This is a genomic window from Amycolatopsis sp. MEPSY49 (genome assembly GCF_051337345.1).
Classification (GTDB): Bacteria; Actinomycetota; Actinomycetes; order Mycobacteriales; family Pseudonocardiaceae; genus Amycolatopsis.
Map to the genome: position 1 here is coordinate 37,142 of NZ_JBDLYJ010000001.1, position 23,356 is coordinate 60,497.

Here is a 23,356-nt window from a genome sequence, read left to right on the forward strand (position 1 = left end):
CCACCCTCGGCCGTCGCTAGGTTCGGACCCACGATGGGGACCAAACCGAAATTCGCGTTGCTGATGCTGCTGGCCGTGCTGGGGATCGCGGCCGGCGGCGGGACCGCGCACGCCGACGGCGCGCCGGCCGGCACCGACGTCCAAGTCGCGCAGACCCTCGGCGCGCGCGAACTGACCGTGATCATCCGCCGGGTCGACGTCACGCCGTCGCCGCTGCGGGTCGACGTCGTGACGCACCAGGGCTCGCCGCCCGGCACGCTGCACCTGGCCGTCGCGGCCGACGGCGTCACGAGCGCGCGCACCGACGTCGTGCTCGGCGCCGAACCGGGCGTCTACGCGGGAAATCTCCAAGTCGACAAACCGGGGCCGTGGGAACTGTGGCTGAGCGACGGCACCGGCCCGGCGGCGACGATCCCGTTCATCGTGCCCGCCCGGGTCGTCCCGCCGTGGGAGAAGGCGACCTACGGCGGCTTCGTCGCGGCGGGGGTGTTCCTGCTGCTCGCGCTGGTCGTCGGCGTCAAGGCGAGGCGGACGGCGTTCGCGCTGGTCCCGGCCGGTGGCGCGGTAGCCGCGATCGCCGTCGCGGTCACCGGCGCGCTGCTGTCGGCGAGCACTCCCCCGCCGCCCGCGCCCGGCAGCCAGCTCGATCCGACTTACGACAACGTCACCGACCCGTACGCCAACGCACTGTTGTCCACAGTGGACTACTCGCGCCCGCCGGTGAACCTCGCGGTGCAGGCGGAACCCGGCGGGCTCAAGCTGAACCTCACCGACGGCGCCACCGGCCGTCCGGTCGACGACCTGCTGATCCACGACAACGCACTCGTGCACCTGGTCCTGGTCTCGCCGTCCGGCCGGATGAGCCACCTGCACCCGGTGCGCGTCGGCCCCGGCGACTACCGCGTCCGCGTCGCCGATCCGGAGGCCGGCACGTACGCGGTCGCCGCCGAACTGGTGCGGCGCGGCGGCGGGGTCCAGCTCGTCCGGTCCACTGTGGACCTTGCCGGTACCGCCGCGCCCGCGCCCGAACCACCCGGCGCCGGGCCGCGGACCGTCGACGGCACCCCGGTCGACCTCACCGTCACGCCCGGCACGCCGACCACCGTCACCGCGCACTTCAAGACCCAGGACCTCCAGCCGTGGCTGGGCATGCTCGGCCACCTCATCATCGCCGGGCCGATCACGGGTCCCGTCGGGGAAAGCGCCGCGAAGGCGCCGACGTGGGCGCACGTCCACGCGATGATCCCGCCGGTCGCGGGCCAGCTCGACCGCCCGGACGAGACCGTCGCCGCGTACGGCCCGGACGTCAGCTTCACCTACACCTTCACCGCGCCCGGCCGGTACCGGATCTGGCTGCAGGCCGAACGCGGCTACCGCGTGCTGACGATCCCCGCCGTGGTGGACGTCCCGGCGACCGGAGCCGGCCGATGAAGCGCCCGACGTTGCTGATCGCCGTGGTCGCGCTGCTCGTCGCGGCCGGCGCCACCTGGTTGCTCTGGCCGAGCGGAGGCGCGAAAGCCTCGACGCAGCAAGCGGTTTCCGGGCCGTACACCGTGCAGTTCTCCGCGGACGAGCCCCGCATCGGCGGCAACACGTTCGCGGTGTCGGTCACCGGGCCCGCGCCCGACGCCGTCACGGTCGCGCCGGTCATGGCGCAGATGGGGCACGCGTTCCCGGCGGTCCCCGCGGCGCCGGACGGGCCCGGGCACTTCCGGGCCACCGGCGTCGGGCTGCCGATGTCCGGGCAGTGGGAGATCACCGTGTCGCTGCGCGGTCCCGGCGGGCCCGCCCAAGTCGTTTTTCCGTTGCTGGTCAAGTAGAAAGGTTCGGGGGAATGGATCTCACCGCATCCGGCGTGCGCACCACGCCGGTGGCGAAACAGGCGCGAACGGGGTTGCTGCCGGCGAACGTCGTGCTCGGCGGGTCGCTGTTGTCACTGGTCGGGCTGACCTGGGACATCCAGTGGCACAGCGACGTCGGGCCGGACACGTTCTTCACGCTGCCGCACCTGTTCCTGTACGCGGGCAGCGCGGTCGTCGGGCTGGCGAGCCTCGCCGTCGTGCTGCTGACGACGGCGGCGCGGCGCGCGGGCCGTCCGGTCGACCCGCGGGTCGGCGGGCGCGTGGTCAACGTCTTCGGCAAGACGTTCGCGGCGCCGCTGGGCTACCTGGTCTCGGGCGTCGGCGCGGCCACGTTCCTGCTGTACGGCCTGTGGGACCAGTGGTGGCACGGGCTCTACGGCTTCGACGCCGTCATCGACTCGCCGCCGCACATCGGGCTGCTGCTGGCGATCACGGTGTCGCTGATCGGCACGACCGCGGTGTTCGCCGCGGCGCGGGAGCACCGCTGGGGCCGGCTCGGCACGCTGGCGTCGCTGACCGTGCTGCTCACCTTCGGCCCGGTGCTCGCGCTCGGGCTGCAGCAGGTGCCGGACGACTACGCCGACGCCGTCTCGATCGGCTGCTCGATGATGGCGGTGCTGCTGGTGGCCGTCGGCGCGGGGTTCGTGCGGCGGCCCGGGGGCGCGGCCGGAACCGCGGCGATGGTCCTGGCCGTGCAAGGCGTCTTCTGGTGGTTCTCGCCGTGGGCGGCGAAGGCGTACGCGGATCTGGTCGACCTGCCGCTGCGGGACGCGATTTCCGGCGTGCCGGAGATGCCGTCGCTGACGCCGCTGGCGCTGCTGCCGGTGGCCGCGCTGATGGAACTGGGCTACCTCGCCGGCCGGCGCCGGGGGTGGCGCGCGGGCCGCGTGTCCGTGGTCGTCGGCGGGATCGCCGGGCTGCTGATCGGGCTGAGCCTGCCGGTCCAGCGCACCCTGCTCTACACCGGCGCGCACCTGCCGCCGGCCTGGTACCTGACGACGACGGCCGTGGTCAGCGGCCTGTTCGGGCTGCTCGGCGGGTTCGCCGGGTGGCGGTTCGGCGGGATGCTCTGCCTGCTGGCGCCCGCGAAGAAGGGGGAAACCGCTGATGCGTAAGACAGTGTCCTTCGGGGCTTCGCCCCGGCCGGGGGCTACGCCACCCGGAACCCCCATAAAGCGGACTGTCCTCGCCCTGGCGGCGGTCGCCGGGCTGCTGTTCGCGACCGCGGCGCCGGCCAACGCCTACGAGCCGGTCAACATCGTGCACACCGAGCACGTGCAGGCCGGGCCGTACGGGCTGACGGTCGGGTTCAGCACTTGGCCGCTGAAGGCCATGCAGTCACTGGACTTCACGTTCATCCCCGACGGCGGGATCGAGGACAAGTCCGGCACGCTCACGATGATCAACCCCGAGGGCGGCCAGAACCGGAAGCAGCCGCTGGTCCGGCACCCGCGCAAGCGCGACGTCTGGGGCCTGGACGTCCGCTCGATGCCGCGGCCGGGCGAATGGACGTTCCGCTTCACCGTCAACGGCCCGGCGGGCTCCGGCGCCGGCGACCTGAAGGCGCTGCCGGTGCTGGAGCAGCCGGGGCCACCGATGGGCTTGAGCTGGGCGATCAGCACGCTGCCGTTGATCGGGCTCGTGGTGCTGGTCGTGGTGGCCTGGCGCCGGACGCGGAGCCGGCTGCGCGGGGGCGAGCTTCCGGCAATCGGGTGAGATTCCGCTCACATCGGGCGCTCAGGCGTATCCGCGCCGTCGCGAAGGCCTCCTTCACCGTGAGAACGGGAAGGGGGCCTTCGCGATTTCAGGGCACAGGCGGGTGATCATGATCACCCGCGCAGGGGAGGGATCAGGCGGGCAGGTCGAACTGCCCGGCTTTCACGGCGACCAGGAACGCTTCCCACTCGGCGGTGTCGAACACGAACACGGGGCTGGTGGCGAGCTTGGTGTCGCGGACGCCGATCAGGCCTTCCCGGCCGAGGTTGACCTCGACGCAGCTGCCGCCGTTGGGCTCGCTGGCGAACGACTTTTCCCAGGCGGCCTCTTCGAACAGGGACACGGCCGTGTTCGGATCGTAATCCGCGAACGACGGATAATCCGCCATGGGTCGTACCTCCGAGGATCGATGGGGGGCGCGGTCGCGACCTGGTCGAACGTGCCCGCGTCCGGCTACTCAGTGTCTCAATGGAGTACGCCGCACGGCCAAGCGGGTGATCAACTAGGTCCGGCCTCGACATGAAGATTATTCCAGGAGTAGGATTAATCGCATCGGCCGGGGCGCTGGCGTCGGTGAATGACTGCCTGCATGCGACGGGCGGTCCCCGAACGCAGGCCACTGGCTGACGACCGACAACCCACCACCGCAGGACCTCATGGGGGAGGATCAGCGTGATCGTCGAGGACAGCGCGCCACCGACCGCGGGCCACGCCCGCCGATCGGGCGCCGCCCGCAGCACGAACGAGCTGGTCCGAAGCCGATGCCGGGAAGCGCTTTCCCCGGCACTGCCACCGCGACGAGAGCTGGGGGTGTAACCGATGGCCGTCCGAATGAACTCGCTGTTCCGCCGCGAGGATGAGCGCCGTGGCCGCCGGGGGATCGGGAACGAGCTGCGGAACCGCTTCGGTTTCAGCTTGATCCAGGCACCACTGCGCAAGACGACGACCTGGGCGACGGACCAGGACCTCCCGCTGCAGCGCTACTCGGACGGGGTCCGGACCACGCGCCCGCTGGAGACCGCGATCGACCTGACCCCGCTGCTGCGCGGCCGGATCGGGTCGCGGGCTTGAAAGCCTGAACTGCCGCACCACCACAGAAGAGCCCCGGTTCCCTGATGGGACCGGGGCTCTTGCCATTGCGGGCTACGGTTTCCGCGGCCGCCCCGCGCCGCTTGCGCATGACATGAACGACTCTTTCATGTCATCCGACGCCAGGAAAGAGTCGTTCATGACGTCCGGGACCGGGCCGAGGCTACGGTTTCCGCAGGAACAACCGCCCCTGGCGGTACGGCCGCTCCCCCTCGACGTGCTCCCGGTACATCCGGCCCACCTCGGCGAGCCCCGCCGCGGACGCCATCGAAGCCAGCGCGTCCAGCGGCCACACGTACGCCGTCGTCACCTTGTGGTCGAACGGCGAGATCTCTCCGGCTTCGAAGCACCCCAACAGAACGTGACCACCGGGCGCCAACGTCCGGGTGAATTCGGCGAAATACCTTGGCAGCTCCGCCGGCGGCGTGTGGATCACCGAGTACCACGACAGGATCCCCGCGAGCGACGCGTCGGGCACGTCCAGCGCCGCCATCGAACCGACGACGAACCGCAGCGAAGGACGAGCCGCGCGCGCCAGGGAAACCATCGCCGGGGACACGTCGATCCCGAACGCGTCGACCCCCAGGGAACTCAAGTGCGCCGTCAGGTGCCCCGGCCCGCAGCCGAGATCCGCGACCGGTCCCCGGCCGCGCACGTAGTCGGCGAACGCCGTCCACGCGGCGCGGTCCAGGGGGTCGCCATCCCAGATGTCGCGGACGAACTCGGCGTACTGTTCCGCGACCGCGTCGTAGGCAGCCGTCACGGTTTGCGGCCGAGGCCGCAGATGTGGCCGACGAACGCGGGATCGTTCGCCAGCTTCTTCGTCGCCCGGGACTCCATCTCCTCCGGGTGCCACTCCGGCAGGTACACGATGCCCGGCTCGACGAGCTCCAAGCCGTCGAAGAACGTCGTGAACTCCTCGCGCGAGCGCAGGTGCAGCGGCGTGCTCGACTTGTTGTACTGCGCCATGATCGACTCGCGGCTCTCGGAGTCGGCCATGTTCTCGAGGCCGTCGCTCGTGAGGTGCGAGGACAGGAAGTACGAGCCGGACGGCAGCAGCGACAGGTACTTCTGAATGGTCTGGGCCACCGGCTCGTCCTTGCCGAGGAAGTACAGGACGCCGACGATGATCAGGCCGATCGGGCGGTTCGGGTCGAGGACGCCGGTGTCGAGCGCGCGCTTCCAGATGTCGGCCGGGTCGCGCAGGTCGCCCTGCAGCACCGCGTGCCGGTCCGCCACGCCTTCCTTCTCCAGCAGGATCTGCGAGTGCGCCACCGCGACCGGCTCGTTGTCGACGTACACGCACCGCGCGTTCGGGTTCACCGCCGCCGCGACCTCGTGGACGTTCCCGACCGTCGGCACGCCCGACCCGAGGTCGAGGAACTGGTCGATGCCGTTGCGGGCCAGGTACCGGACGCCGCGGCCGAGGAAGTCGCGGCCGACCCGGGCCACGGTCTTGATCATCGGGAACGTCTTGACCGCCTGCTCGCCGAACTGGCGGTCGATGGCCCAGTTGGCGTCGCCGCCGAGGAACCAGTCGTAGATGCGGGCCGCGTTGGGCCGCTCGAGGTCGACGCCTTCGGGGGCCTCGGGATCCTGCGTGGTCATGTCCATCCTCCAGGCTTGCGGCCGACACCGCCGACCACGCTCGCGAGGGGGACCGTGGCGGCGCCGGGCTCGGGACGCCACTCTCCCACAGGCACGATTCCCGGCTCGACCACCTCGAAGTTACCGAAGAACGCGGCGATCTCGTCGAGCGTCCGGGACACCGCGGGCGAACTCGACCGCTCGGACAGCTTCACGAGCTTCCGGATCTGCTCGAGCTCGTCGCCCTCGACGCCGGACTCGGTCGCGTGCGAAAGGACGTACGCCGACCCCGGCGCCAGCAGCGTCCGGTAGTCGCGGATGGCTTCGCGGACGCCGGTGACGTCCGGCAGGAAGTGCAGCACGGCCACGCTGAGCAGGCAGATCGGCCGGTCCGGGTCGAGCACGCCGGTGGCCAGCGCGGCGGTCCAGACCTCCTCGGCGTCGCGCAGGTCGGCGTGCAGGACGGCGTGCCGCTCCGGGTCGCCTTCCTCGTCGAGCAGCATCCGGCCGTGCGCGACGGCCACCGGCTCGTTGTCGACGTAGACGCAGCGGCTGTCGTCGGCGTACTCGTCGGCCACCTCGTGGACGTTGCCGGCGGTCGGGATGCCGGAGCCGAGGTCGAGGAACTGCGTGATGCCTTCGGACAGGCAGTAGCGCACGGCCCGGCCGAGGAAGTCGCGGTTGCCCCGGGCCAGGGTCTTCGCCAGCGGAAACGCTTTCACGGCCAGCTCGCCGAACTGCCGGTCGATCGCCCAGTTCGCGGTACCGCCGAGGGCCCAGTCGTAGATCCTCGCCACGTTCGGCCGGTCGAGGTCGACGGCGTCGGGGAGGAAGTCGGGGTCCACGATGTCCCCTTCGGGCGAAACTTCCGGTGGATTCCAGCGCAACAGACCGACTCTACCGAAAGTTGTTCACCGGCCGGGATACCTCAGGCGGCCGTTCGCCCTATTGGAGCTGCTGCATCTGGGCGCGGTAACCCTCCGCGAGCTCCTTGAGGAACTGCCGGGTCTCCTGCCGCTCCAGCGCGGCTCCACGCAGCCGGTCCCACGAGTCGACGAAGATGTTGAAGTCCTTGACGTCGTCGAGGTACAGCCCGCCGGCGGAGTGCTCGATGTAGACGAAGTCCCGGGTGCGGTCCGGGAAGCGCATGATCGTGAAATCGTTGGGCACCGCGGCCAGCCGCGCGCCGAACGGCAGCACGTGCACGTAGACGCGCGGGTGCTTCTCGAGCGAGAGCAGGTGCTCGACCTGGTCGAGCATCACCGCGGGCGCGTACCCGCCGGGTGCCCGGCGCAGCGCGCCCTCGCTGATGATGAACCGGTAGTAGGGCGGCTGCTGCTGCTCGAACACCGCCTTGCGGTCGAGCCGGTTGCGCACCAGCGAGGTCACGTCGGTCGCGCCCGCCTCGGTGAACTGCTTGAGCATGTAGTGCTCGGACTGCAGCGGGCCCGGGATGCGCTCGCCGTGCCAGGTGAGGATCTCCGCGGCCGCGGGCTCCAGGTCGGTGAAGGTGCGGAACCAGTGCGGCACCACCGAGCGGTAGCCGGACCAGTGGCCGCGCTGCCCGGCGGCGGCCCGCGCCAGGTTCATCAGCGTGTCGGCCTCTTCGCCGTTGATCCCGAACGCGTTCAGCATCGATCGCACATCCCCGAGCTTCACCCCGACGGCACCGGACTCGATCTTGTTGACCTTGCCCTGGGTGCAGCCGAGAACCTCGGCGACCTGCTGCTGTGTCATCCGCGCCGCGGTGCGGGCATGCCGGAGCTCGTTGCCGAGCTGCTTCCGGCGCGAGGTGACGGTGCTGGCCATCGCCCTGCTCTCCCGGACCACTACCAAGCGACGACGGCCACCGGCCGCCGTCGCACGCGAACTATCGAACCCACCCAGGTTAGTGCTTCACCTTGCGGATCTCGATGATGACATCGCGCAGCGTTCCAGGAAACGCCGCGGAATGCCAGTCACCTGCGCTATCACTCGCCTGGACCAGTGAAATTCCGAATTATTCCGCCAACCGGCGGAGCCGCGTCTCGGGCATAGTGGCCCCGTGACCGATCGTTCGCCCTCCGCCGCCGCCGTCACCCGGCTGGCCGACCGGGTCCACGGCTACGTACAGCCGGACGGCTCCTGGTACATCAACAACTGCGGTGTCGTCGACGCCGGTGACCACACCGTCCTCATCGACACCTGCTCGACCGAGCGCCGGACGCGGGCGCTGCTCGCCGCGGTCGAGGCCGCCACCGGCAGCCCGGTGACGACGCTGGTCAACACCCACCACCACGGCGACCACACCAACGGCAACTACCTGGTCGAGGGCGCGACGGTGATCGGCCACCGCAAGACCCGCGAGCTGATGGTCGCCGAGGGCATCCAGACGTTCGAGGGCGTCTTCGTCGGCAGCGACTGGGGCGAGCTGCGGTCGCGGCCGCCGGAGGTCGTGTTCGACGACCGGCTGACCGTGTACGCCGGCGACGTCACCCTCGAGCTGATCCACCCCGGCCACGCGGCCCACACGACCAACGACGTCCTGGTCTGGCTGCCCGAGCAGCGCGTGCTCTACGCCGGTGACCTGGTGTTCAACGGCGGCAGCCCGTTCGCGCTGATGGGCTCGGTGGCGGGCTGGCGCCGGGGCCTCGACGTCATCCGGGAGCTGTCGCCCGAAGTGATCTTGCCCGGTCACGGCGGCCCCTGTGGGCTCGACGTCGTGGACAAAGTGGACGAATACCTCGGGTTCGTCCAGAAGACGGCCGAGCGCGGGAAGGCCGCCGGGCTGTCGCCGCTCGAGGTGGCGAAGGAGACGGACCTCGGCGAGTTCGCGTCGCTGAGCGAGCAGGAGCGGCTGCCGGGCAACCTCCACCGCGCGTACGCCGAGCTGGAGGGCGCCGAGTGGGGCGCGCAGATCGACCTCGTCGCGGCGATCACCGACATGCTCGCCTACAACAAGGGCCCGATCCGCTGCTTCTCCTGAACTGAGTGAGCTGCTCCCTCGTGGCCTCCCTAGAGGCGTCGATCGGACTACTGTCTGAATCGAGAGAGACTTCGAGAGGATTCGGATGAGCAAGAAGGCGAGCATCGGGGTCACCGGCCTGGCGGTCATGGGCCGCAACCTGGCCCGCAACCTGGCCCGGCACGGGCACACGGTGGCCCTGCACAACCGGTCCGAGGAGCGGACCCGCGCGCTGGTGGAGCAGTTCGGCGACGAGGGCGACTTCATCCCGGCGTACTCCGCGCAGGCGTTCGTCGACGCGCTGGAGCGGCCCCGGCAGGTCGTGATCATGGTCAAGGCGGGCGGCCCGACCGACGCCGTCATCGAGGAGTTCGCGCCGCTGCTCGAAGAGGGCGACGTCATCATCGACGCCGGCAACGCGCACTTCGCCGACACGCGCCGCCGCGAGAAGGCGCTGCGCGAGCGTGGGCTGCACTTCGTCGGCAGCGGCGTCTCCGGCGGCGAGGAAGGCGCGCTGCACGGGCCGAGCATCATGCCCGGCGGCTCGAAGGAGTCGTACGAGTCGCTTGGCCCGCTGTTCGAGGACATCTCGGCGAAGGTCGACGGCGAGCCGTGCTGCACGCACATCGGCGCGGACGGCGCCGGCCACTTCGTCAAGATGGTGCACAACGGCATCGAGTACGCCGACATGCAGCTGATCGCGGAGTCGTTCGACCTGCTGCGGCACGCGGGCGGCTACTCCCCCGCCGAGATCGCCGACGTGTTCCGCACGTGGAACACCGGGCGGCTCGACTCCTACCTGATCGAGATCACCGCCGAGGTGCTGGCGCACGTCGACCAGGCGTCCGGCAAGCCGTTCGTGGACATCGTCGAGGACGCCGCGGAGCAGAAGGGCACCGGCCGCTGGACGGTGCAGATCGGCCTCGACCTGGGCGTGCCGATCTCGGGTATCGCCGAAGCCGTCTTCGCGCGTTCGCTGTCCGGCTCGAAGCCGCTGCGCGCGGCCGCCCGCGGGCTCGGCGGCCCGTCGGCGTCGCCGCTGTCGGGCTCGGCGCTGGACCGCTTCGCCGACGACGTCGAACAGGCGCTGTACGCGTCGAAGGTCGTCGCGTACGCGCAGGGCTTCAACCAGATCCAGGCCGGCGCGACCGAGTACGGCTGGGACATCGACCTGGGCAAGGTCGCCTCGATCTGGCGCGGTGGCTGCATCATCCGCGCGAAGTTCCTGAACGACATCACTTCGGCCTATGCCGACGAGCCGGAGCTGCCGACGCTGCTCACCTCGGGCGGCTTCCGCAAGGCCGTCGAGGACGCGCAGGACTCGTGGCGGTCGGTGATCTCGACGGCGGTCCAGCTGGGCATCCCGACGCCGGGCTTCTCGACGGCGCTGGCGTACTACGACGGCCTCCGCGCCGACCGCCTGCCGGCGGCGCTCGTGCAGGGCCAGCGCGACTTCTTCGGTGCGCACACGTACCGCCGCGTCGATCGCGAAGGTTCGTTCCACACGGCCTGGGCCGCCGACGGCCGCCCGGAGTCCGACGCCTGATCGGCCGCTGCTCTGACCGGGAAGACCCCCTGGTCCCGCCCGGTCAGAGCAGCGTCACCAGCAGCAGCGCGAGCAGCGCGGCCGCCACCAGGAGTCTCACTGCCCCCGTGCGGCGAGGATCTCCGCCAGCACCTCCAGGATCTTCGCCTCGGCCTTGTCCTTCTTGACGCCCAGGCCGTCGAGCACCTCGAAGCCGGTGCCCTCGCGCTGTTCCAGCAGCGCCAGGAGCATGTGCTCGGTGCCGATGTAGTTGTGCCCGAGCCGCAGCCCCTCGCGCATGGTGAGTTCGAGGGCCTTCTTGGCGGCCCCGGAGAACGGCACCACGTTCGGCACCGGGTCGACCGGCTCCGGCAACCGCGCTTCGGCGGCTTCGCGGACGGCGTCGAGCTGCACGCCCTGGGCCAGGATCGCCCCGGCCGCCAGCGCCGCGGGCTCGGTCAGCAGGCCCAGCACGATGTGCACGGTGTCGATCTCCGGGCTGGCGTGCTCGACGGCGGCCTTCTGGGCCTCGACGACGACGTGCCGCGCCCGGTCCGTGTAGCGGCCGTAGACGCGCTCGATCGTCCCCGACGGGTCGCCGCCCGGATCGACCTTGGGTACGAACCGCTTCTGCGCGGCCTGCTTGGTCACGCCCATGCTGGCGCCGATGTCGGTCCAGGAGGCCCCGGACCGCCGGGCCTGGTCCACGAAGTGGCCGATCAGGTGGTCGGCGACCTCGCCGAGGTGCTGACCCACGTAGACGGCGTCGGTGAGCTGGGCGAGGGCGTCCTTCTCGTTGTTGCTCTTGATCGCGCTGATGAGGTCGTCGAGCTTGATGTTGGTCGGTAGGGTCATGCCGTCAACTGTAGGTTGACGCGCAGCACGCGTCAACCGCCGGTTGACGATCTCAGGCGAACGGCAGCCCGACGTAGTTCTCGGCCAGGCTGGTCGCCGCCGCGCGCGACGACGTCGTGTAGCGCAATTGCGACAGCTGCAACTGCCGGGCGAAGCCGTCGGCGCGCGGGTCGGTGTGCAGCATCGTCGTCATGAACCAGGAGAAGTGCTCGGCCCGCCAGACCCGCCGCAGGCAGGTGTCCGAGTAGGCCGCGGCCAGGGATTCGTCCCCGCGCAGCAACGCTTCGAGGGCCCGGGACAGCACCCGGACGTCGGCGATCGCCAGGTTCATGCCCTTCGCGCCCGTCGGCGGGACGATGTGCGCCGCGTCGCCGGCCAGGAACAGCCGGCCGTGGCGCAAGGGTTCCGCGACGAAGCTGCGCATCGGCGTGATGCCCTTGTCGAGGATCGGCCCCTCCCGGAGCGTGAAGTCGCCTTCGACGTCCAGGCGGGCGGTCAGTTCCTCCCAGATCCGGTCGTCGGACCAGGCGTCGAGGGACTCGGCCGGGTCGACCTGCAGGTACAGCCGGGTGATCTCCGGCGTCCGCATGCTGTGCAGCGCGAACCCGCGCTCGTGGTGGACGTAGATCAGCTCGTGGTGCGACGGCGGGGTCTGCGCCAGGACACCCAGCCAGGCGAACGGGTATTCGCGCTCGTACACCGTCAGACTGTCCGCAATGGACGGACGTGAGATGCCGTGGAAGCCGTCGCAGCCCGCCACGGCGTCGCATTCGATGGTCTGCGAAACACCGTCTGAGTCGCGGTAGCGCACGACCGGCCGCTCAGTGTCCACATCGGACAGAGTGACGTCCGAAACCTCGTACGAGATCGGCCGGCCGCGTGCCTCGTGCGCGTCGATCAGGTCCTTGACGATCTCCTGCTGCCCGTACACGGTGATGCGCCGGCCGGTCAGCTCGGTCAGCGCGATCCGGTGGTCGGCGCGGTCGAACCGCAGTGACAGCCCCTCGTGCGGCATGCCCTCCGCGGCCAGCCGGTCGCCGAGCCCCAGCGACGTCAGCAGCTCGACGGTCGGCTGCTCGCACACCCCGGCGCGCACGCGCTGCCGGACGTACTCGCGGTCGCGGGCTTCCAGGACCACGCAGTCGATCCCGGCTTCGTGCAGCAGGAACGACAGCAGCAGCCCGGCCGGGCCCGCGCCGATGACCGCGACCTGGGTACGCATCACGCCGCTCGCGACTTCAGGTGCGCCTTCAGGTCGAACGCGCTCGCTTCGAGGTCCGCGTACGCCGGGTGCGGGTCGGCGGTGAACAGGCGCCGCGCGGCGATGTGGTCGGCCGGCCGGTTCACCGACTCGACGGCGATGAGGACGTCGTCGCGGAAGGACAGCACCGAGAACTTGCCCGCGGCCCGGTCGCCCGCGACCACCGTCTTGTCGGCGCCGGACAGGATCCCGGCGATCTGCAGCTTCGCGCCCGACTGGTCGGTCCAGAACCACGGCAGGCTCGCGTACGGCTCGGGTGCGCCGGTGATCGCCGCGGCCACGCACCGGGCCTGGTCGACGGCGTTCTGCACGGACTCCAGCCGGGTCGCCGCGCCCGCCTGCACGCACGGGAAGTTGGCGCAGTCGCCGATCGCGAAGATCCGCTCGTCGGCGGTCCGCAGGTGGGCGTCGACGACGACGCCGTTGTCCACGGGGAGGCCCGCTTCGGCGGCCAGCGTCGTCTCCGGCACGACCCCGACGGCGACCACGACGAGGTCGGCGGGCAGCCGGGTGCCGTCGGACAGCTCGACCTCACGCACGCGCGAGTCGCCGTGCAGCGCCGAGACGCCCTGGCCGAGCAGGACCGTGTGCCCGGCATCTCGGTGCAGCGCGGCGAAGTAGGCGGAGATCTCCGGCGTCGCGACGCGGTTGAGCAGCCGGTCTTGCGCCTCGACGATCGTCACCGGGCGGCCGGCGTGCGAGGCGAATTCCAGCCCGATGAACCCGCCGCCGACCACGACCACGTTCTCGGCACCGGCCAGGGACTCCCGTAGCCGGTCGGCGTCGTCGCGCGTGCGCAGGGTCAGCACGCCCGGCAGGTCCGCGCCGGGCACGGGCAGCGTCCGGTTGCGCGCGCCGGTGGCGAGGACCAGGTGGTCGTAGGCCAGCTCGGTGCCGTCTTCGAGACGGACCTTCGACGCGGGCCGGTCGATCGCCGCGACCCGCCCGGCGACCAGCTCGATGTCCTTCTCCGCGAAGAAGTCCTCGCCACGCAGGTGCAGCTGTTCGAGCCCGGCGGTCCCGGCCAGGTAGGCCTTCGACAGCGGCGGCCGCTGGTACGGCACGCCCGGCTCGTCCCCGACCAGCACGACCCGGCCGGCGAAGCCGCGGTCCCGCAGCGACGCGACGGCCTGGAACCCGCTCTGCCCCGCTCCGACGACGAGGACCGTGTTCTGTGCACCCATGCCTGCCATCCGATCACACGAGCCTCAAGCCGTCGAGGAGTCGCCCGAGGACCGCAGGGCCCGCGGCGCCCCGAGCACCCGCGAGATGCCGCGCGCCGCGGCCCGGACGGCCGGGACCAGCGTCCGCGGGTCCGTCCCCTCGGCCGGGACGACCACCGAGATCGCCGCCACGACCTCGTCGGTCGAGTCGTAGACCGGGGCCGCCACGGACAGGGAGATCAGCTCGATCTGGCCGTCGCTGATCGCGTAGCCGTCGCGGCGGACGTCGGCCAGGACCCGCCGCAGCTGCCCGGTCGCGGTGATCGTCTTCGGCGTGAACGTCTTGAGCGGCCCGGCCAGGACCTCCTCCTGCGCCTCGGCGGCGGCGTGCGCGAGCAGGACCTGGCCGACGCCGGTGGCGTGCGCGGGCAGCCGGCCGCCGACGCGGGTCAGGACGTTGACCGCGCCGCGGCCGGAGATGCGCTCGACGTAGACGACCTCCGGCCCGTCGAGGACGGCGAGCTGCACGTTCTGGTGCGTGGCCTCGTAGAGGTCCTCGAGGAACGGCATCGCGCTCTCCCGCAGCTCGGCGCCGTGCGGGGCGAGCGACGCGACTTCCCACAGCCAGAGCCCGACGCGGTAGACGCCGGCCTCGTCGCGGACGAGCGCGCCGCGCTTGGTCAGCTCGCCGGCGATCCGGTGGGTCGTCGACAGCGGGAGCCCGGCGCGGCGGCTGAGCTCGGACAGTGTGAGCCGCGGCCGCTCGGCCGTGAACGCGCCCAGCAGGTCGAGGACGCGGTCCACGACCGACGGCGGCCGCTTCGCGCTGTGTCTCACACTTCGTCGTCCGGCAGCAAGGGGCGCATGAACGACCGCCGGTACCGCACCACGCACCCGCTTTCTTCGCGGATCTTGTCGGCCTCGATGAAGTCCGGGTCGACGCCGAACAGCGTCCGGTAGCGCTCGTACGCGGCGAGGCTCTCGAAGCTGAACAGCGCGCGGGCTTCGTCGCTCGCCCCCTCCGACGGCAGGAAGTAGCCGTGGTGGATCCCGCCTTCGCGCTGCACCAGCCGCATCCACGCGGCGGCGAAGCGTTCGAAGTCGGCGATCTTGGCGGGGTCGATGACGTAGTCGACGACGCAGGTGATCACTTGCCGCCCCAGACGCGGTCGGCCGTGGCCACGATCAGCTCGAGCTTGCGCAGCTGGTCGTCCGGGGTGAGGTCGTTGCCCTCCTCGGTCGAGGAGAACCCGCACTGCGGCGACAGGCAGAGCTGGTCGACGTCGACGTACTGCGAAGCCTCCTCGATGCGCCGCACCAGGACGTCCGGGTCCTCCAGCTCCGGCCGCTTGGTCGTGACCAGGCCGAGGACGACCTTCTTGTCCTTGGGCACGAACCGCAGCGGTTCGAAGCCGCCGGAGCGTTCGTCGTCGAACTCCAGGAAGAACCCGTCGACGGCCAGGTCGCCGAACAGCGCCTCGGCGACGAATTCGTAGCTGCCGGACGCGACCCACGACGACCGGAAGTTGCCGCGGCACAGGTGGGTCGTCACCGCCAGCCCCTCGGGACGGCCCTCCAGCGCCGCGTTCAGCGTCGCGATGTTGCGCAGGTGCTGGCGGTCCGGGTCGCCGCCCATCCGCGCGACGAGCTCCCGCTGCGCCGGGTCGTTGAGGTAGGCGAGGCTGGTGTCGTCGAGCTGCAGGTACCGGCAGCCGAGGCCGGCCATCGCGGCGATCTGCGCTTTGTAGGCCGCGCTCAGGTCGGTGTAGAACTCCTCGAGGTCCGGGTAGACGGTCTCGCTGACCGCCGCCCGGCCGCCGCGGTAGTAGACCATGCTCGGCGACGGGATGGTCAGCTTCGGCGTCACACCGGGGTCCACATGGGACTGCAGGAACTTGAAGTGCTCGGCGAAGATCGGCTCGTCGAGCCGCACCTTCCCGTCGACCTGCAGGCCCGGCGGGCTGAACTCGAGGTCGCCCGCCAGGTTGTGGAACTTGACGTGCAGCCGCTCGTCGCTCTTCGAGACGCCGCCGAGCGCGTAGATGAAGTCCATGTGCCAGGAGGCACGCCGGAACTCGCCGTCGGTGGCCGAGCTCAGCCCGGCCGCCTTCTGCATCTTGATGACGTCGCGGATCGCGTCGTCCTCGACCGCGCGGAGCTGCTCCGCACCGATCTCGCCGCTTTCGCGCCGCCGCCGCGCGTCACGCAGTACCGGGGGCCGCAGGAGGCTCCCGACGTGATCGGCGCGAAACGGCGGGCCCACCTGGGAAATACCGCCCGAAGTCATGCACCGATGGTCACACATCCGGGACCGTTCCGCCGCCCCCGGAAACAAGATCATGACCCGCGAGACTTGCTACCGTCACGCGCGGAGCGTTGGCTGTCCCCCGGTGAAAGGGGCCTGTGCATGACGAAACACCCGGTCGACGAAGTCCTGCCCGCCGGGCGGCTGGCGCTGCTCGGCCTGCAGCACATGTCGATCATGTACGCCGGTTCGGTCGCGGTCCCGCTGATCGTCGGCAGCGCGCTGAAGCTGGACCCGGCGACGATCGGGCTGCTGGTCAACGCGGACCTGCTGGTGGCGGGCGTCGCGACGCTGATCCAGGCGGTCGGCGTCGGCAAGCTGCTGGGCATCCGGCTGCCGGTGGTGGCGGGCGCGACGTTCAGCGTCGTGAACCCGATGATCCTGATCGCGTCCCAGTACGGCCTGCCCGCGGTGTACGGCGCGATGCTGGCATCCGGTGTTTTTGGGCTGCTCATCGCCAGACCCTTTGCGCGACTGATCCGGTTCTTCCCGCCGCTGGTCACCGGGACGCTGCTGCTCGTCATCGGCGTCTCGCTGCTCGGCCCGGGCGCGGGGCTGATCGCGGGCAACGATCCCACGGCGTCCGACTACGCGGCCCTGTCGCACATCCTGCTCGCGTTCGGCGTGCTCGCGCTGCTGGTGCTGTTCACGCGGGTGCTGCGCGGGTTCGCCAACCAGATCGGCCCGCTGCTGGCCCTGGCGATCGGGCTGGTGATCGCGATCCCGATGGGGCTGGTGCACTGGGACGGGCTGGGCGCGGCGAGCTGGTTCGGGCTCGCGTCGCCGTTCCACTTCGGGGCGCCGACGTTCCCGGTCGCCGCGGTGCTGTCGATGTGCGTGGTCATGCTGGTGACGTTCACCGAGTCGACCGCCGACATGATCGCCGTCGGCGAGATCACCGGTCGCCCGCCGACCGACTCCGACCTCGCGCGTGGCCTGGCCACCGACGGCTTCTCGGCCGTGCTGGGCGGTGTCATGAACTCCTTCCCCGACACGGCGTTCGCGCAGAACGTCGGGCTGGTGCGGATGACCGGCGTGCGCAGCCGCTGGGTGGTCGCGGTGACCGGCGGGATCCTGGTGCTGATGGGCCTGGTGCCGAAGATCGGCGCGTTCATCGCGGCGATCCCGCAGCCGGTGGTCGGCGGGGTCGCGGTGGTCATGTTCGCGATGGTCGCGGCGGTGGGCGCGCAGAACCTTCGCAAGGTCGAGTTCTCCGGCAACCACAACACTTTCATCGTCGCGGTCGCCCTCGGCGTCGGCCTGCTGCCGGCGTTCGCGCCGAAGATCTTCCAGCACTTCCCCGCGTGGCTGCAGACGATCTGCGGCAGCTCGATCACGGTGGCGGCGGTGCTGGCGTTCGCGTTGAACCTGCTGTTCAACCACCTCGGCCGGCGTTCGGAGCCGGATCTGCTGGAAGCGCCGTGAGCAGCCGCTCGACGAGCCGGGCCCCCGTGCCCGGCTCGACCGGGCGCCGGAACAGCACACGCAGGTAGAGCGGGGCCAGGACGAAGTCGAGGACCTCGTCGACCGTCGGCACCCGCTCGCCGCGCGCTGCGGCCTTGTCGAGCGTCGCCTGCAGGTCTTCGCCGCGGGCTCTGAGGTACTCGATCGGCTCCTGGTCCGGGGCCATGGTGGCGACGAGCGCGCGCAGCAGGATCTGGCCGTGCCGGTCGCGCATCGCGTGTTCGACGCCGTCGGCCCAGCCCTCCAGGTCACCGCGCAGCGTGCCGGTGTCCGGGATGGGCGACGTCTCGCGCAGGCGCGTCACGGCGGCGTCGAGCAGCAGGTGGTCACGGCTGCCCCAGCGCCGGTAGATGCTCGTCGGGTTGACGCCCGCGCGTTCGGCGATCCGCGGGATGGTCGCGTCGATCTCGCCGGCGGCGAGCAGCTCGACGACAGCGTCGTGCACGGCGTCTCGGACGCGGGCGCTGCGGCCGCCGGGTCGGGTCATGACCACACCTTAAAGCAAACGTGCTTGCTTTTGTGCTGCCGGCAGGGCTAGCGTTAAAGCAAACAAGTTGGCTTTAAGGAGATTCCGGTGGCCCGCAAGATGACAGTCGAAGAGCGTGAAGAGTTCCTGGCCCAGCCGCAGGTCGGCGTGCTCAGCGTCGCCGCCGAACCCGGCCGGGCTCCGCTGACCACGCCGATCTGGTACCGCTACGAGCCGGGCGGCGACGTCGTCGTGATGACGTCACCGGGCCTGCGCAAGACCCGGCTGATCGAGGCGGCCGGCCGGTTCGCGCTGTGCGTCCAGCAGCAGGACGGCGTCTACAAGTACGTCTCGGTCGAGGGCCCGGTGGTGAAGACGTGGCCGATGACGAAGGCCGAGCGGCACGAGATCGCGGCCCGCTACCTGCCCCCGGGCGTCAGCGGGGCCTACACCGACGCGATGGACGGCGCCCACGGGAACAACATCGCGATCGTGATGCGCCCGGAACGCTGGAACACGTCGGACTTCAGCGACGTCGCGGAGCAGCTGGCCTGATCACCAGCAGATGATCAGGATGCACGACGGCCGCGGCGGGGCGGGGCTCGAAGGCGGGGGCGGCTGGTGACCACCGGACGGGGGCGTCGTGGTCGTGGGGACCGTGCTCGACGGGTCGCCGCTGGTCGGCGTGGTGGACGTCGTCGTGGGATCCGCGCTGCTCGCGGTGGTCGGGTCGGTGCCCGGCACCTCGGTGACGGTCTCGCGGGGCACGCCGGCGCCGGGGACGACGTCGCCGCCGCCGGTGCCGCCCTCGGGCGGGGAGTCCGTGGCCTGGTCGGCACCGCCGAGCCCGGTGGTGCGCTGCGGGAAGGGGATGACCTGGATCTGGTCGACCGGGGATGCGTCCTGGGTGCCTTTGCCGCCGAGGCCGACCAGCACCGCCGCGGCGCCGCAGCCGATGACGACGGCGAGCATCACCGCGAGCACCCGCCACCGCGACTGCCCCGGTCCTGAACGCTCACCCCAGCCCTCGCGCACGAGCAGCTCGGCGACCGATACCTCGTCGTTCACCCCGACAGACCTTCCCGAGAGGCCTTTCGGCCGACATCGTGGCCGTATTTTTACCGCACAAGACCCCCGAACGGGTGAGATTCTGGCAAAAACTCGTCACGTAACGAAAACCTTGACTGTGGGTGACATTCCACAGCGGATTCACAGCTGCGGTTCGGCATGCTCCCAGCATGACCGGCGAAGCTCAGTCCATGCTGCTGAAAGCCGATCGGCCGGTCCCCCGGATCGCCGTCCCGCGCCGCGGCGTGCGGCAGCTCGTCCCGAACCCGAAGTCGACCCCGTTCACGTTCGGCTACCTGGTCCTCCTGCTCGGCACGACGCTGCTGCTGAAGTTCGCCGACCCGGAGCTGACCACCCGGCTGCTCCAGCTGTCCAGCACCGACGCCCACAACCTGTGGCGGCGGCCGCTGACCTCACTGCTGACCAGCGCGCTCTGGCTGTCCGACGAAGGCTGGCTCGCCTACGTCGTGATCTTCGCGATCGCCGTCGCGCCGCTGGAACGCCGGTTCGGCGCCCGCCGCGCGGCGACCGTGTTCTTCTCCGGCCACGTGCTGGCCACGCTCGTCACCGAGCTGCCGGTGATGGCCCTGATCAGCGCGCACGTGCTGCCGAACTCGGCCGGGCACTGGCTCGACATCGGCGTCAGCTACGGCTTCTTCACCACCGCCGGCGCGCTCGTCTTCCTGCTGCGCGGCCGCGCCCGGCTGGTGGCGCTGGCCGTCATGGAGGCGTTCATCGCGGTGGTCTGGCTGAGCGACGACCCGCTGGGCCTCGACTCGGTCGTCACGCTGCTCGGCCACGCGTTCGCCGCGCACTTCGGCCTGCTGTTCTGGGGGCCGCGGCTGCGCGGCGCTTCCGCAGGCCGGGCCGGGATTCCGGCGGGTAGGCAGGCGCCGGAGTCGGTGGTGTAATCGACCGAGCCACACGCCGACTGCCGGGGGGACGGACGCTCATGCAGGCAGACGCCCTCGCCGAACTGGTCGAGCTGAGCCCGGACGCGATCTGCGTCCACGAGAACGGCGTCCTCACCTACGCCAACCGCGCCGCGCTCGAGACGTTCGCCGCGCGCTCGGCCGACGAGGTGGTCGGCCGCCGGTTCACCGACTTCGTCGCCGAGGAGTCGCGGGCGGCCGTGGTCGAGAAGCTGGCGAGGCTGACCGAACCGGGGCAGGCGAGCGAGCCGGTCGAGGCGCTGATGTCACGGCTGGACGGGAGCAAGTTCGCCGTGGAGGCGGTGTCGGTGCGCCTCGGCGGCGGGCTCGCCTACCAGGTCGTCATGCGGGACATCACGGCGAAGAAGGCGGCCGCGGACGCCCTGCGCTACCAGGCCGCGCTGGTGTCGCACGTCAGCGACGCGCTGATCGCGACCACCGGCGAAGGCGTCGTGACCAGCTGGAACCCGGCCGCCGAGGCGGTGTACGGCTGGACCGCGGCCGAAGCCGTCGGACGGCGGGCGAGCGAGCTGGTCGGCGCGCCGCTGGACCTGTCCGGCGGCGGGGTCACCGAAGCAGTGCACCGGCGACGGGACGGCGCGCCCCTGGCGGTCCGCGTTTCGGCAGCTGAGATGAACGACGGGTACGTGCTGGTCTGCGCGGACGAAACCGCGCGGCGGCGGGCCGAGCAGAACTACCGCACGGTCGTCGCGTCGCTCGACGAAGGCGTCCTGGTGATGGGGGCCGGCGGGCTGATCGAGGCCGCGAACCCGGCCGCGTGCCGGATCATCGGCGTCCCCGAAGCCGACCTGATCGGCGTCCCCTGCCACACGCTGGTGCTGTTCACCGAGTCCGGGCACTGGATCCCGCCGGACGAGACGCCGTCGGTGCAGACGCGGCGGACCGGCGTCACGCACAACGGCCTGGTGGTGCGGCTGCGCCGGCCCGACGGCCGCGACGTCTGGGTGTCGCTGACCTCGCGGCTGCTCAACCCGGACGACCCGGCGGCGCTGGCCGTGGTGACGTCGTTCACCGACATCACCGAGACCCGCGCGATCAGCGCGCAGCTCGCGCACGACGCCACCCACGACCCGTTGACCCGGCTGGGCAACCGGACCCTGGTGCTCGACCGGCTCGCCGCCGACCGGCGCGGCGCGGTCACCGTGCTGTTCCTCGACCTGGACAAGTTCAAGGTCATCAACGACTCGCTCGGGCACTCGGTCGGCGACCAGGTGCTGCGGATCGTCGGCGAGCGCCTGCGCCGCTCCTCCGGCCGCGACGACCTGGTCGGGCGGCTCGGCGGCGACGAGTTCGTCGTCGTCACCGGCGAAGTCACCGAGCCGGGCGAAGTGCGGGCGCTGGCCGAGCACCTGCGGGCCGCGCTGGCCGAACCGATCGGCGTGCTCGGCCGGCAGCTGCACCTCGACGCGAGCATCGGCGTCGTGCTCGTGCCGACCGCGGACCGCCGCAGCGCCGAGGACCTGCTGCGCGACGCCGACGTCGCGATGTACCAGGCGAAGACGCTCGGGCGCGGCCGGCACCACTTCTTCGACGTCGGCCTGCGCGAGCGGATGCAGCGGCGCCTGCGGATGGAGCAGGACCTGCGCGACGCGGTGCACGACGGCCAGCTCTGGCCGGCCTACCAGCCGGTCGTCGACCTGCGGACCGGCGAGATGGTCGCGGTCGAGGCGCTGCTGCGCTGGACGCACCCCCGCCACGGCGCGATCTCGCCCGCGGAGTTCATCCCGCTGGCCGAAGAGAGCGACCTGATCAACGTGATCGGCAAGGAGATGCTGCGCGCGACCACTCGCGAGCTCGCCACGCGGCGCCGCGAGCAGGGCCTGGACCTGACGCTGAAGGTCAACTTGTCGACGCGCCAGCTCGACGACCCGCACCTGGTGCCCGCGGTGCAGGACGCGCTGGCCGGCACGGGGTTGCCGGCCGGCGCGCTGTGCCTGGAGGTCACCGAGAGCGCGTTGATGCGCGATCAGGAGGCGGCCGCGGAGGTGCTCGCGTCCCTGCGCTCGCTGGGCGTGCTGCTGGCGATCGACGACTTCGGCACCGGCTATTCGTCGCTCGCGCAGCTGCGCCGGCTGACGCTGGACACGCTGAAGATCGACCGTTCGTTCATCACCGGGATCGCGGAGTCGCGGGACGCCGAGGCGATCGTCACGAGCATCATCGCCATGGCGCACGCGGTCGACCTGACGGTGATCGCGGAGGGCGTCGAATCGGCGGAGCAGCTGGACCTGCTCCGCGCGTTGGGGTGCGACCAGGCCCAGGGCTACCACCTCGGCCGCCCGGTGGCGGCGGCCGAACTTTTCGGTCAGTAGACGGCTTTCAGGCGCGCCAGTTCGTCCGCGGTCAGTTCGATGCCGAAGTCCTTGAGGGTGGCGTCGAGCTCCTCGGGGCCGATCGTGGTGGTTTCGCTGCTGCCGTCGGGTTTTTCGACGGTGAGCTCGCGGCCGAGCAGCTTCCGGCTGACGCCCGGTTCGAGCGTCATGATCACCAGCCGGCCGGTGAACGGCGACTTCGGGTGCGTCGAGGTGTAGTGGTGGTAGACCTCGTAGTCGATGGGGTGCATGCCGTCGAGCCGGAAGTCGAGCAGGTCTTCGTCGCCCTTTTTGAGGGTCCACCAGCCGTTTTTCTCGGTCAGCCGGTGCGGCCAGCCGGCCTGGTCGGTTTCCTGGCCGTCGACGAGCGGCATCGGGGCGAGGATCCCGGCACCGAACCCGACGTCGGCGTGGAATCTCCGGTTTTCCGCTTCCACGACGAGCGTCATGTGGGTGTAGGGCCCGGGCCGCCGCGGCTGCACGCGCGCGGCGAGCCGGTGGACGCGGTAGCCGAGCTGCTCGAGGACGGCGGCGAAGAGGCCGCTCTGCTCGTAGCAGTAGCCGCCCCGCCGCCGTCCGACGAGCTTCGCGTGCACGACGTCGAGCGAAATCCCTTGGTGCTGCCCGAGAACGACGTCGACGTTCTCGAACGGGATGGCCTGGACGTGGGCGCGCACGAGGTCGTTGAGCGCTTGTTCGGACGGCGGGCGTCGTTTTTCTCCGACGCGCGTCAGGTAGGCGTCCAGATCGACGGCGTCGGTGCCCCACTCGGTGGTCATGGGGTCA

25 protein-coding genes are annotated in these 23,356 nt (G+C 71.0%); 11 read left to right on the forward strand and 14 right to left on the reverse strand.

Annotated features, from left to right (window positions below; all coding sequences use genetic code 11):
• Nucleotides 1-33: 33 nt before the first annotated feature.
• Genes ABFJ78_RS00230 through ABFJ78_RS00245 form a run of 4 tightly spaced genes read left to right on the forward strand, consistent with a single transcriptional unit; the run spans nucleotide 34 to nucleotide 3,578 of the window.
• Nucleotides 34-1,431, forward strand: a complete 1,398-nt coding sequence (locus ABFJ78_RS00230) for a hypothetical protein (RefSeq protein WP_436383425.1) — start codon at nucleotides 34-36, stop codon at nucleotides 1,429-1,431.
• Nucleotides 1,428-1,820, forward strand: a complete 393-nt coding sequence (locus ABFJ78_RS00235) for a FixH family protein (protein ID WP_436383426.1) — start codon at nucleotides 1,428-1,430, stop codon at nucleotides 1,818-1,820. Before ABFJ78_RS00230 ends, ABFJ78_RS00235 begins: the two co-directional genes overlap by 4 nt.
• A gap of 14 nt (nucleotides 1,821-1,834) precedes the next feature.
• On the forward strand, nucleotides 1,835-2,977 hold the full coding sequence (locus ABFJ78_RS00240; RefSeq protein WP_436383428.1) for a hypothetical protein: 1,143 nt from the start codon (nucleotides 1,835-1,837) through the stop codon (nucleotides 2,975-2,977).
• 55 nt (nucleotides 2,978-3,032) lie between these two features.
• Nucleotides 3,033-3,578 carry a hypothetical protein gene (locus ABFJ78_RS00245; protein WP_436385346.1) on the forward strand — a complete coding sequence of 182 codons (546 nt, stop codon included), beginning with the start codon at nucleotides 3,033-3,035 and terminating at the stop codon, nucleotides 3,576-3,578.
• Nucleotides 3,579-3,711: 133 nt separating this feature from the next.
• Here the strand turns inward: ABFJ78_RS00245 and ABFJ78_RS00250 are convergent, their stop codons facing one another.
• Nucleotides 3,712-3,966 (reverse strand): DUF397 domain-containing protein, encoded by a 255-nt coding sequence (locus tag ABFJ78_RS00250; RefSeq protein ID WP_364461084.1) that lies wholly within the window; start codon nucleotides 3,964-3,966, stop codon nucleotides 3,712-3,714.
• A gap of 431 nt (nucleotides 3,967-4,397) precedes the next feature.
• On the opposite strand from ABFJ78_RS00250, the gene ABFJ78_RS00255 reads away from it, so the two are divergent.
• Entirely contained in the window at nucleotides 4,398-4,649 is a 252-nt protein-coding gene (locus tag ABFJ78_RS00255) for a hypothetical protein (RefSeq protein WP_436383429.1), read from the forward strand.
• Between the two features lie 181 nt (nucleotides 4,650-4,830).
• Here ABFJ78_RS00255 and ABFJ78_RS00260 read toward each other — a convergent pair whose 3' ends face one another.
• The 4 genes from ABFJ78_RS00260 to ABFJ78_RS00275 form a co-directional block, all read right to left on the reverse strand.
• On the reverse strand, nucleotides 4,831-5,430 hold the full coding sequence (locus ABFJ78_RS00260; RefSeq protein ID WP_436383431.1) for a class I SAM-dependent methyltransferase: 600 nt from the start codon (nucleotides 5,428-5,430) through the stop codon (nucleotides 4,831-4,833).
• Nucleotides 5,427-6,275, reverse strand: a complete 849-nt coding sequence (locus tag ABFJ78_RS00265) for an SAM-dependent methyltransferase (RefSeq protein ID WP_436383433.1) — start codon at nucleotides 6,273-6,275, stop codon at nucleotides 5,427-5,429. The genes ABFJ78_RS00260 and ABFJ78_RS00265 overlap by 4 nt, the downstream gene beginning before the upstream one ends.
• Complete coding sequence (locus tag ABFJ78_RS00270; protein WP_436383435.1) at nucleotides 6,272-7,099, reverse strand: SAM-dependent methyltransferase; 828 nt, start codon at nucleotides 7,097-7,099, stop codon at nucleotides 6,272-6,274. The genes ABFJ78_RS00265 and ABFJ78_RS00270 overlap by 4 nt, the downstream gene beginning before the upstream one ends.
• A gap of 100 nt (nucleotides 7,100-7,199) precedes the next feature.
• A complete protein-coding gene (locus tag ABFJ78_RS00275) occupies nucleotides 7,200-8,063 on the reverse strand; it encodes a helix-turn-helix domain-containing protein (RefSeq protein WP_013222333.1) in 864 nt (287 codons plus the stop codon).
• 235 nt (nucleotides 8,064-8,298) lie between these two features.
• Between ABFJ78_RS00275 and ABFJ78_RS00280 the strand changes: the two genes are divergently transcribed.
• Both ABFJ78_RS00280 and gndA read left to right on the forward strand, forming a co-directional pair.
• Nucleotides 8,299-9,219, forward strand: a complete 921-nt coding sequence (locus ABFJ78_RS00280) for an MBL fold metallo-hydrolase (protein ID WP_436383437.1) — start codon at nucleotides 8,299-8,301, stop codon at nucleotides 9,217-9,219.
• Between the two features lie 85 nt (nucleotides 9,220-9,304).
• Complete coding sequence (gene gndA, locus ABFJ78_RS00285) at nucleotides 9,305-10,744, forward strand: NADP-dependent phosphogluconate dehydrogenase (protein WP_436383439.1); 1,440 nt, start codon at nucleotides 9,305-9,307, stop codon at nucleotides 10,742-10,744.
• A gap of 96 nt (nucleotides 10,745-10,840) precedes the next feature.
• On the opposite strand, the gene ABFJ78_RS00290 is transcribed toward gndA, so the two are convergent.
• From ABFJ78_RS00290 to ABFJ78_RS00315, 6 genes are read right to left on the reverse strand one after another with little or no spacing between them, the layout of a single operon-like run.
• Nucleotides 10,841-11,578 carry a Clp protease N-terminal domain-containing protein gene (locus ABFJ78_RS00290; protein WP_436383440.1) on the reverse strand — a complete coding sequence of 246 codons (738 nt, stop codon included), beginning with the start codon at nucleotides 11,576-11,578 and terminating at the stop codon, nucleotides 10,841-10,843.
• 52 nt (nucleotides 11,579-11,630) lie between these two features.
• Nucleotides 11,631-12,800, reverse strand: a complete 1,170-nt coding sequence (locus tag ABFJ78_RS00295; RefSeq protein WP_436383442.1) for a 4-hydroxybenzoate 3-monooxygenase — start codon at nucleotides 12,798-12,800, stop codon at nucleotides 11,631-11,633.
• Nucleotides 12,800-14,023, reverse strand: a complete 1,224-nt coding sequence (locus ABFJ78_RS00300; protein WP_436383444.1) for an NAD(P)/FAD-dependent oxidoreductase — start codon at nucleotides 14,021-14,023, stop codon at nucleotides 12,800-12,802. Before ABFJ78_RS00300 ends, ABFJ78_RS00295 begins: the two co-directional genes overlap by 1 nt.
• A gap of 24 nt (nucleotides 14,024-14,047) precedes the next feature.
• The gene (locus tag ABFJ78_RS00305) at nucleotides 14,048-14,839 is read right to left on the reverse strand and encodes an IclR family transcriptional regulator (RefSeq protein WP_436383445.1); all 792 of its coding nucleotides are present in this window, start codon (nucleotides 14,837-14,839) and stop codon (nucleotides 14,048-14,050) included.
• Complete coding sequence (locus ABFJ78_RS00310) at nucleotides 14,836-15,153, reverse strand: NIPSNAP family protein (RefSeq protein ID WP_436383446.1); 318 nt, start codon at nucleotides 15,151-15,153, stop codon at nucleotides 14,836-14,838. The genes ABFJ78_RS00305 and ABFJ78_RS00310 overlap by 4 nt, the downstream gene beginning before the upstream one ends.
• A complete protein-coding gene (locus ABFJ78_RS00315; protein WP_436383447.1) occupies nucleotides 15,150-16,289 on the reverse strand; it encodes a 5-methyltetrahydropteroyltriglutamate--homocysteine S-methyltransferase in 1,140 nt (379 codons plus the stop codon). The genes ABFJ78_RS00310 and ABFJ78_RS00315 overlap by 4 nt, the downstream gene beginning before the upstream one ends.
• 120 nt (nucleotides 16,290-16,409) lie before the next feature.
• On the opposite strand from ABFJ78_RS00315, the gene ABFJ78_RS00320 reads away from it, so the two are divergent.
• Nucleotides 16,410-17,732 carry a nucleobase:cation symporter-2 family protein gene (locus tag ABFJ78_RS00320; protein WP_436383449.1) on the forward strand — a complete coding sequence of 441 codons (1,323 nt, stop codon included), beginning with the start codon at nucleotides 16,410-16,412 and terminating at the stop codon, nucleotides 17,730-17,732.
• Here ABFJ78_RS00320 and ABFJ78_RS00325 read toward each other — a convergent pair.
• Nucleotides 17,683-18,258 (reverse strand): TetR/AcrR family transcriptional regulator, encoded by a 576-nt coding sequence (locus tag ABFJ78_RS00325; RefSeq protein ID WP_436383450.1) that lies wholly within the window; start codon nucleotides 18,256-18,258, stop codon nucleotides 17,683-17,685. The two genes, ABFJ78_RS00320 and ABFJ78_RS00325, sit on opposite strands and share 50 nt — an antisense overlap.
• Nucleotides 18,259-18,345: 87 nt before the next feature.
• On the opposite strand from ABFJ78_RS00325, the gene ABFJ78_RS00330 reads away from it, so the two are divergent.
• Nucleotides 18,346-18,792, forward strand: a complete 447-nt coding sequence (locus ABFJ78_RS00330; protein ID WP_436383451.1) for a pyridoxamine 5'-phosphate oxidase family protein — start codon at nucleotides 18,346-18,348, stop codon at nucleotides 18,790-18,792.
• Here ABFJ78_RS00330 and ABFJ78_RS00335 read toward each other — a convergent pair whose 3' ends face one another.
• Entirely contained in the window at nucleotides 18,793-19,305 is a 513-nt protein-coding gene (locus ABFJ78_RS00335) for a hypothetical protein (RefSeq protein ID WP_436383453.1), read from the reverse strand. It abuts the gene before it with no gap.
• A gap of 170 nt (nucleotides 19,306-19,475) precedes the next feature.
• On the opposite strand from ABFJ78_RS00335, the gene ABFJ78_RS00340 reads away from it, so the two are divergent.
• Together ABFJ78_RS00340 and ABFJ78_RS00345 are read left to right on the forward strand one after the other, a co-directional pair.
• Entirely contained in the window at nucleotides 19,476-20,216 is a 741-nt protein-coding gene (locus ABFJ78_RS00340; RefSeq protein ID WP_436383456.1) for a rhomboid-like protein, read from the forward strand.
• A gap of 41 nt (nucleotides 20,217-20,257) precedes the next feature.
• The gene (locus tag ABFJ78_RS00345) at nucleotides 20,258-22,570 is read left to right on the forward strand and encodes a sensor domain-containing protein (protein ID WP_436383457.1); all 2,313 of its coding nucleotides are present in this window, start codon (nucleotides 20,258-20,260) and stop codon (nucleotides 22,568-22,570) included.
• Here ABFJ78_RS00345 and ABFJ78_RS00350 read toward each other — a convergent pair.
• Entirely contained in the window at nucleotides 22,564-23,349 is a 786-nt protein-coding gene (locus tag ABFJ78_RS00350; RefSeq protein ID WP_436383459.1) for an arylamine N-acetyltransferase family protein, read from the reverse strand. The two genes, ABFJ78_RS00345 and ABFJ78_RS00350, sit on opposite strands and share 7 nt — an antisense overlap.
• Between the last annotated feature and the right edge of the window lie 7 nt (nucleotides 23,350-23,356).

Excerpts from the sequence above, each read along its gene's own strand:
- ABFJ78_RS00230 (WP_436383425.1), top strand. The coding sequence starts at position 34 with ATGGGGACCAAACCGAAATTCGCGTTGCTGATGCTGCTGGCCGTGCTG.
- ABFJ78_RS00235 (WP_436383426.1), top strand. The coding sequence starts at position 1,428 with ATGAAGCGCCCGACGTTGCTGATCGCCGTGGTCGCGCTGCTCGTCGCG.
- ABFJ78_RS00240 (WP_436383428.1), top strand. The coding sequence starts at position 1,835 with ATGGATCTCACCGCATCCGGCGTGCGCACCACGCCGGTGGCGAAACAG.
- ABFJ78_RS00250 (WP_364461084.1), bottom strand. The coding sequence starts at position 3,966 with ATGGCGGATTATCCGTCGTTCGCGGATTACGATCCGAACACGGCCGTG.
- ABFJ78_RS00255 (WP_436383429.1), top strand. The coding sequence starts at position 4,398 with ATGGCCGTCCGAATGAACTCGCTGTTCCGCCGCGAGGATGAGCGCCGT.
- ABFJ78_RS00265 (WP_436383433.1), bottom strand. The coding sequence starts at position 6,275 with ATGACCACGCAGGATCCCGAGGCCCCCGAAGGCGTCGACCTCGAGCGG.
- ABFJ78_RS00275 (WP_013222333.1), bottom strand. The coding sequence starts at position 8,063 with ATGGCCAGCACCGTCACCTCGCGCCGGAAGCAGCTCGGCAACGAGCTC.
- gndA (WP_436383439.1), top strand. The coding sequence starts at position 9,305 with ATGAGCAAGAAGGCGAGCATCGGGGTCACCGGCCTGGCGGTCATGGGC.
- ABFJ78_RS00290 (WP_436383440.1), bottom strand. The coding sequence starts at position 11,578 with ATGACCCTACCGACCAACATCAAGCTCGACGACCTCATCAGCGCGATC.
- ABFJ78_RS00295 (WP_436383442.1), bottom strand. The coding sequence starts at position 12,800 with ATGCGTACCCAGGTCGCGGTCATCGGCGCGGGCCCGGCCGGGCTGCTG.
- ABFJ78_RS00300 (WP_436383444.1), bottom strand. The coding sequence starts at position 14,023 with ATGGGTGCACAGAACACGGTCCTCGTCGTCGGAGCGGGGCAGAGCGGG.
- ABFJ78_RS00315 (WP_436383447.1), bottom strand. The coding sequence starts at position 16,289 with ATGACTTCGGGCGGTATTTCCCAGGTGGGCCCGCCGTTTCGCGCCGAT.
- ABFJ78_RS00320 (WP_436383449.1), top strand. The coding sequence starts at position 16,410 with ATGACGAAACACCCGGTCGACGAAGTCCTGCCCGCCGGGCGGCTGGCG.
- ABFJ78_RS00325 (WP_436383450.1), bottom strand. The coding sequence starts at position 18,258 with ATGACCCGACCCGGCGGCCGCAGCGCCCGCGTCCGAGACGCCGTGCAC.
- ABFJ78_RS00340 (WP_436383456.1), top strand. The coding sequence starts at position 19,476 with ATGACCGGCGAAGCTCAGTCCATGCTGCTGAAAGCCGATCGGCCGGTC.
- ABFJ78_RS00345 (WP_436383457.1), top strand. The coding sequence starts at position 20,258 with ATGCAGGCAGACGCCCTCGCCGAACTGGTCGAGCTGAGCCCGGACGCG.
- ABFJ78_RS00350 (WP_436383459.1), bottom strand. The coding sequence starts at position 23,349 with ATGACCACCGAGTGGGGCACCGACGCCGTCGATCTGGACGCCTACCTG.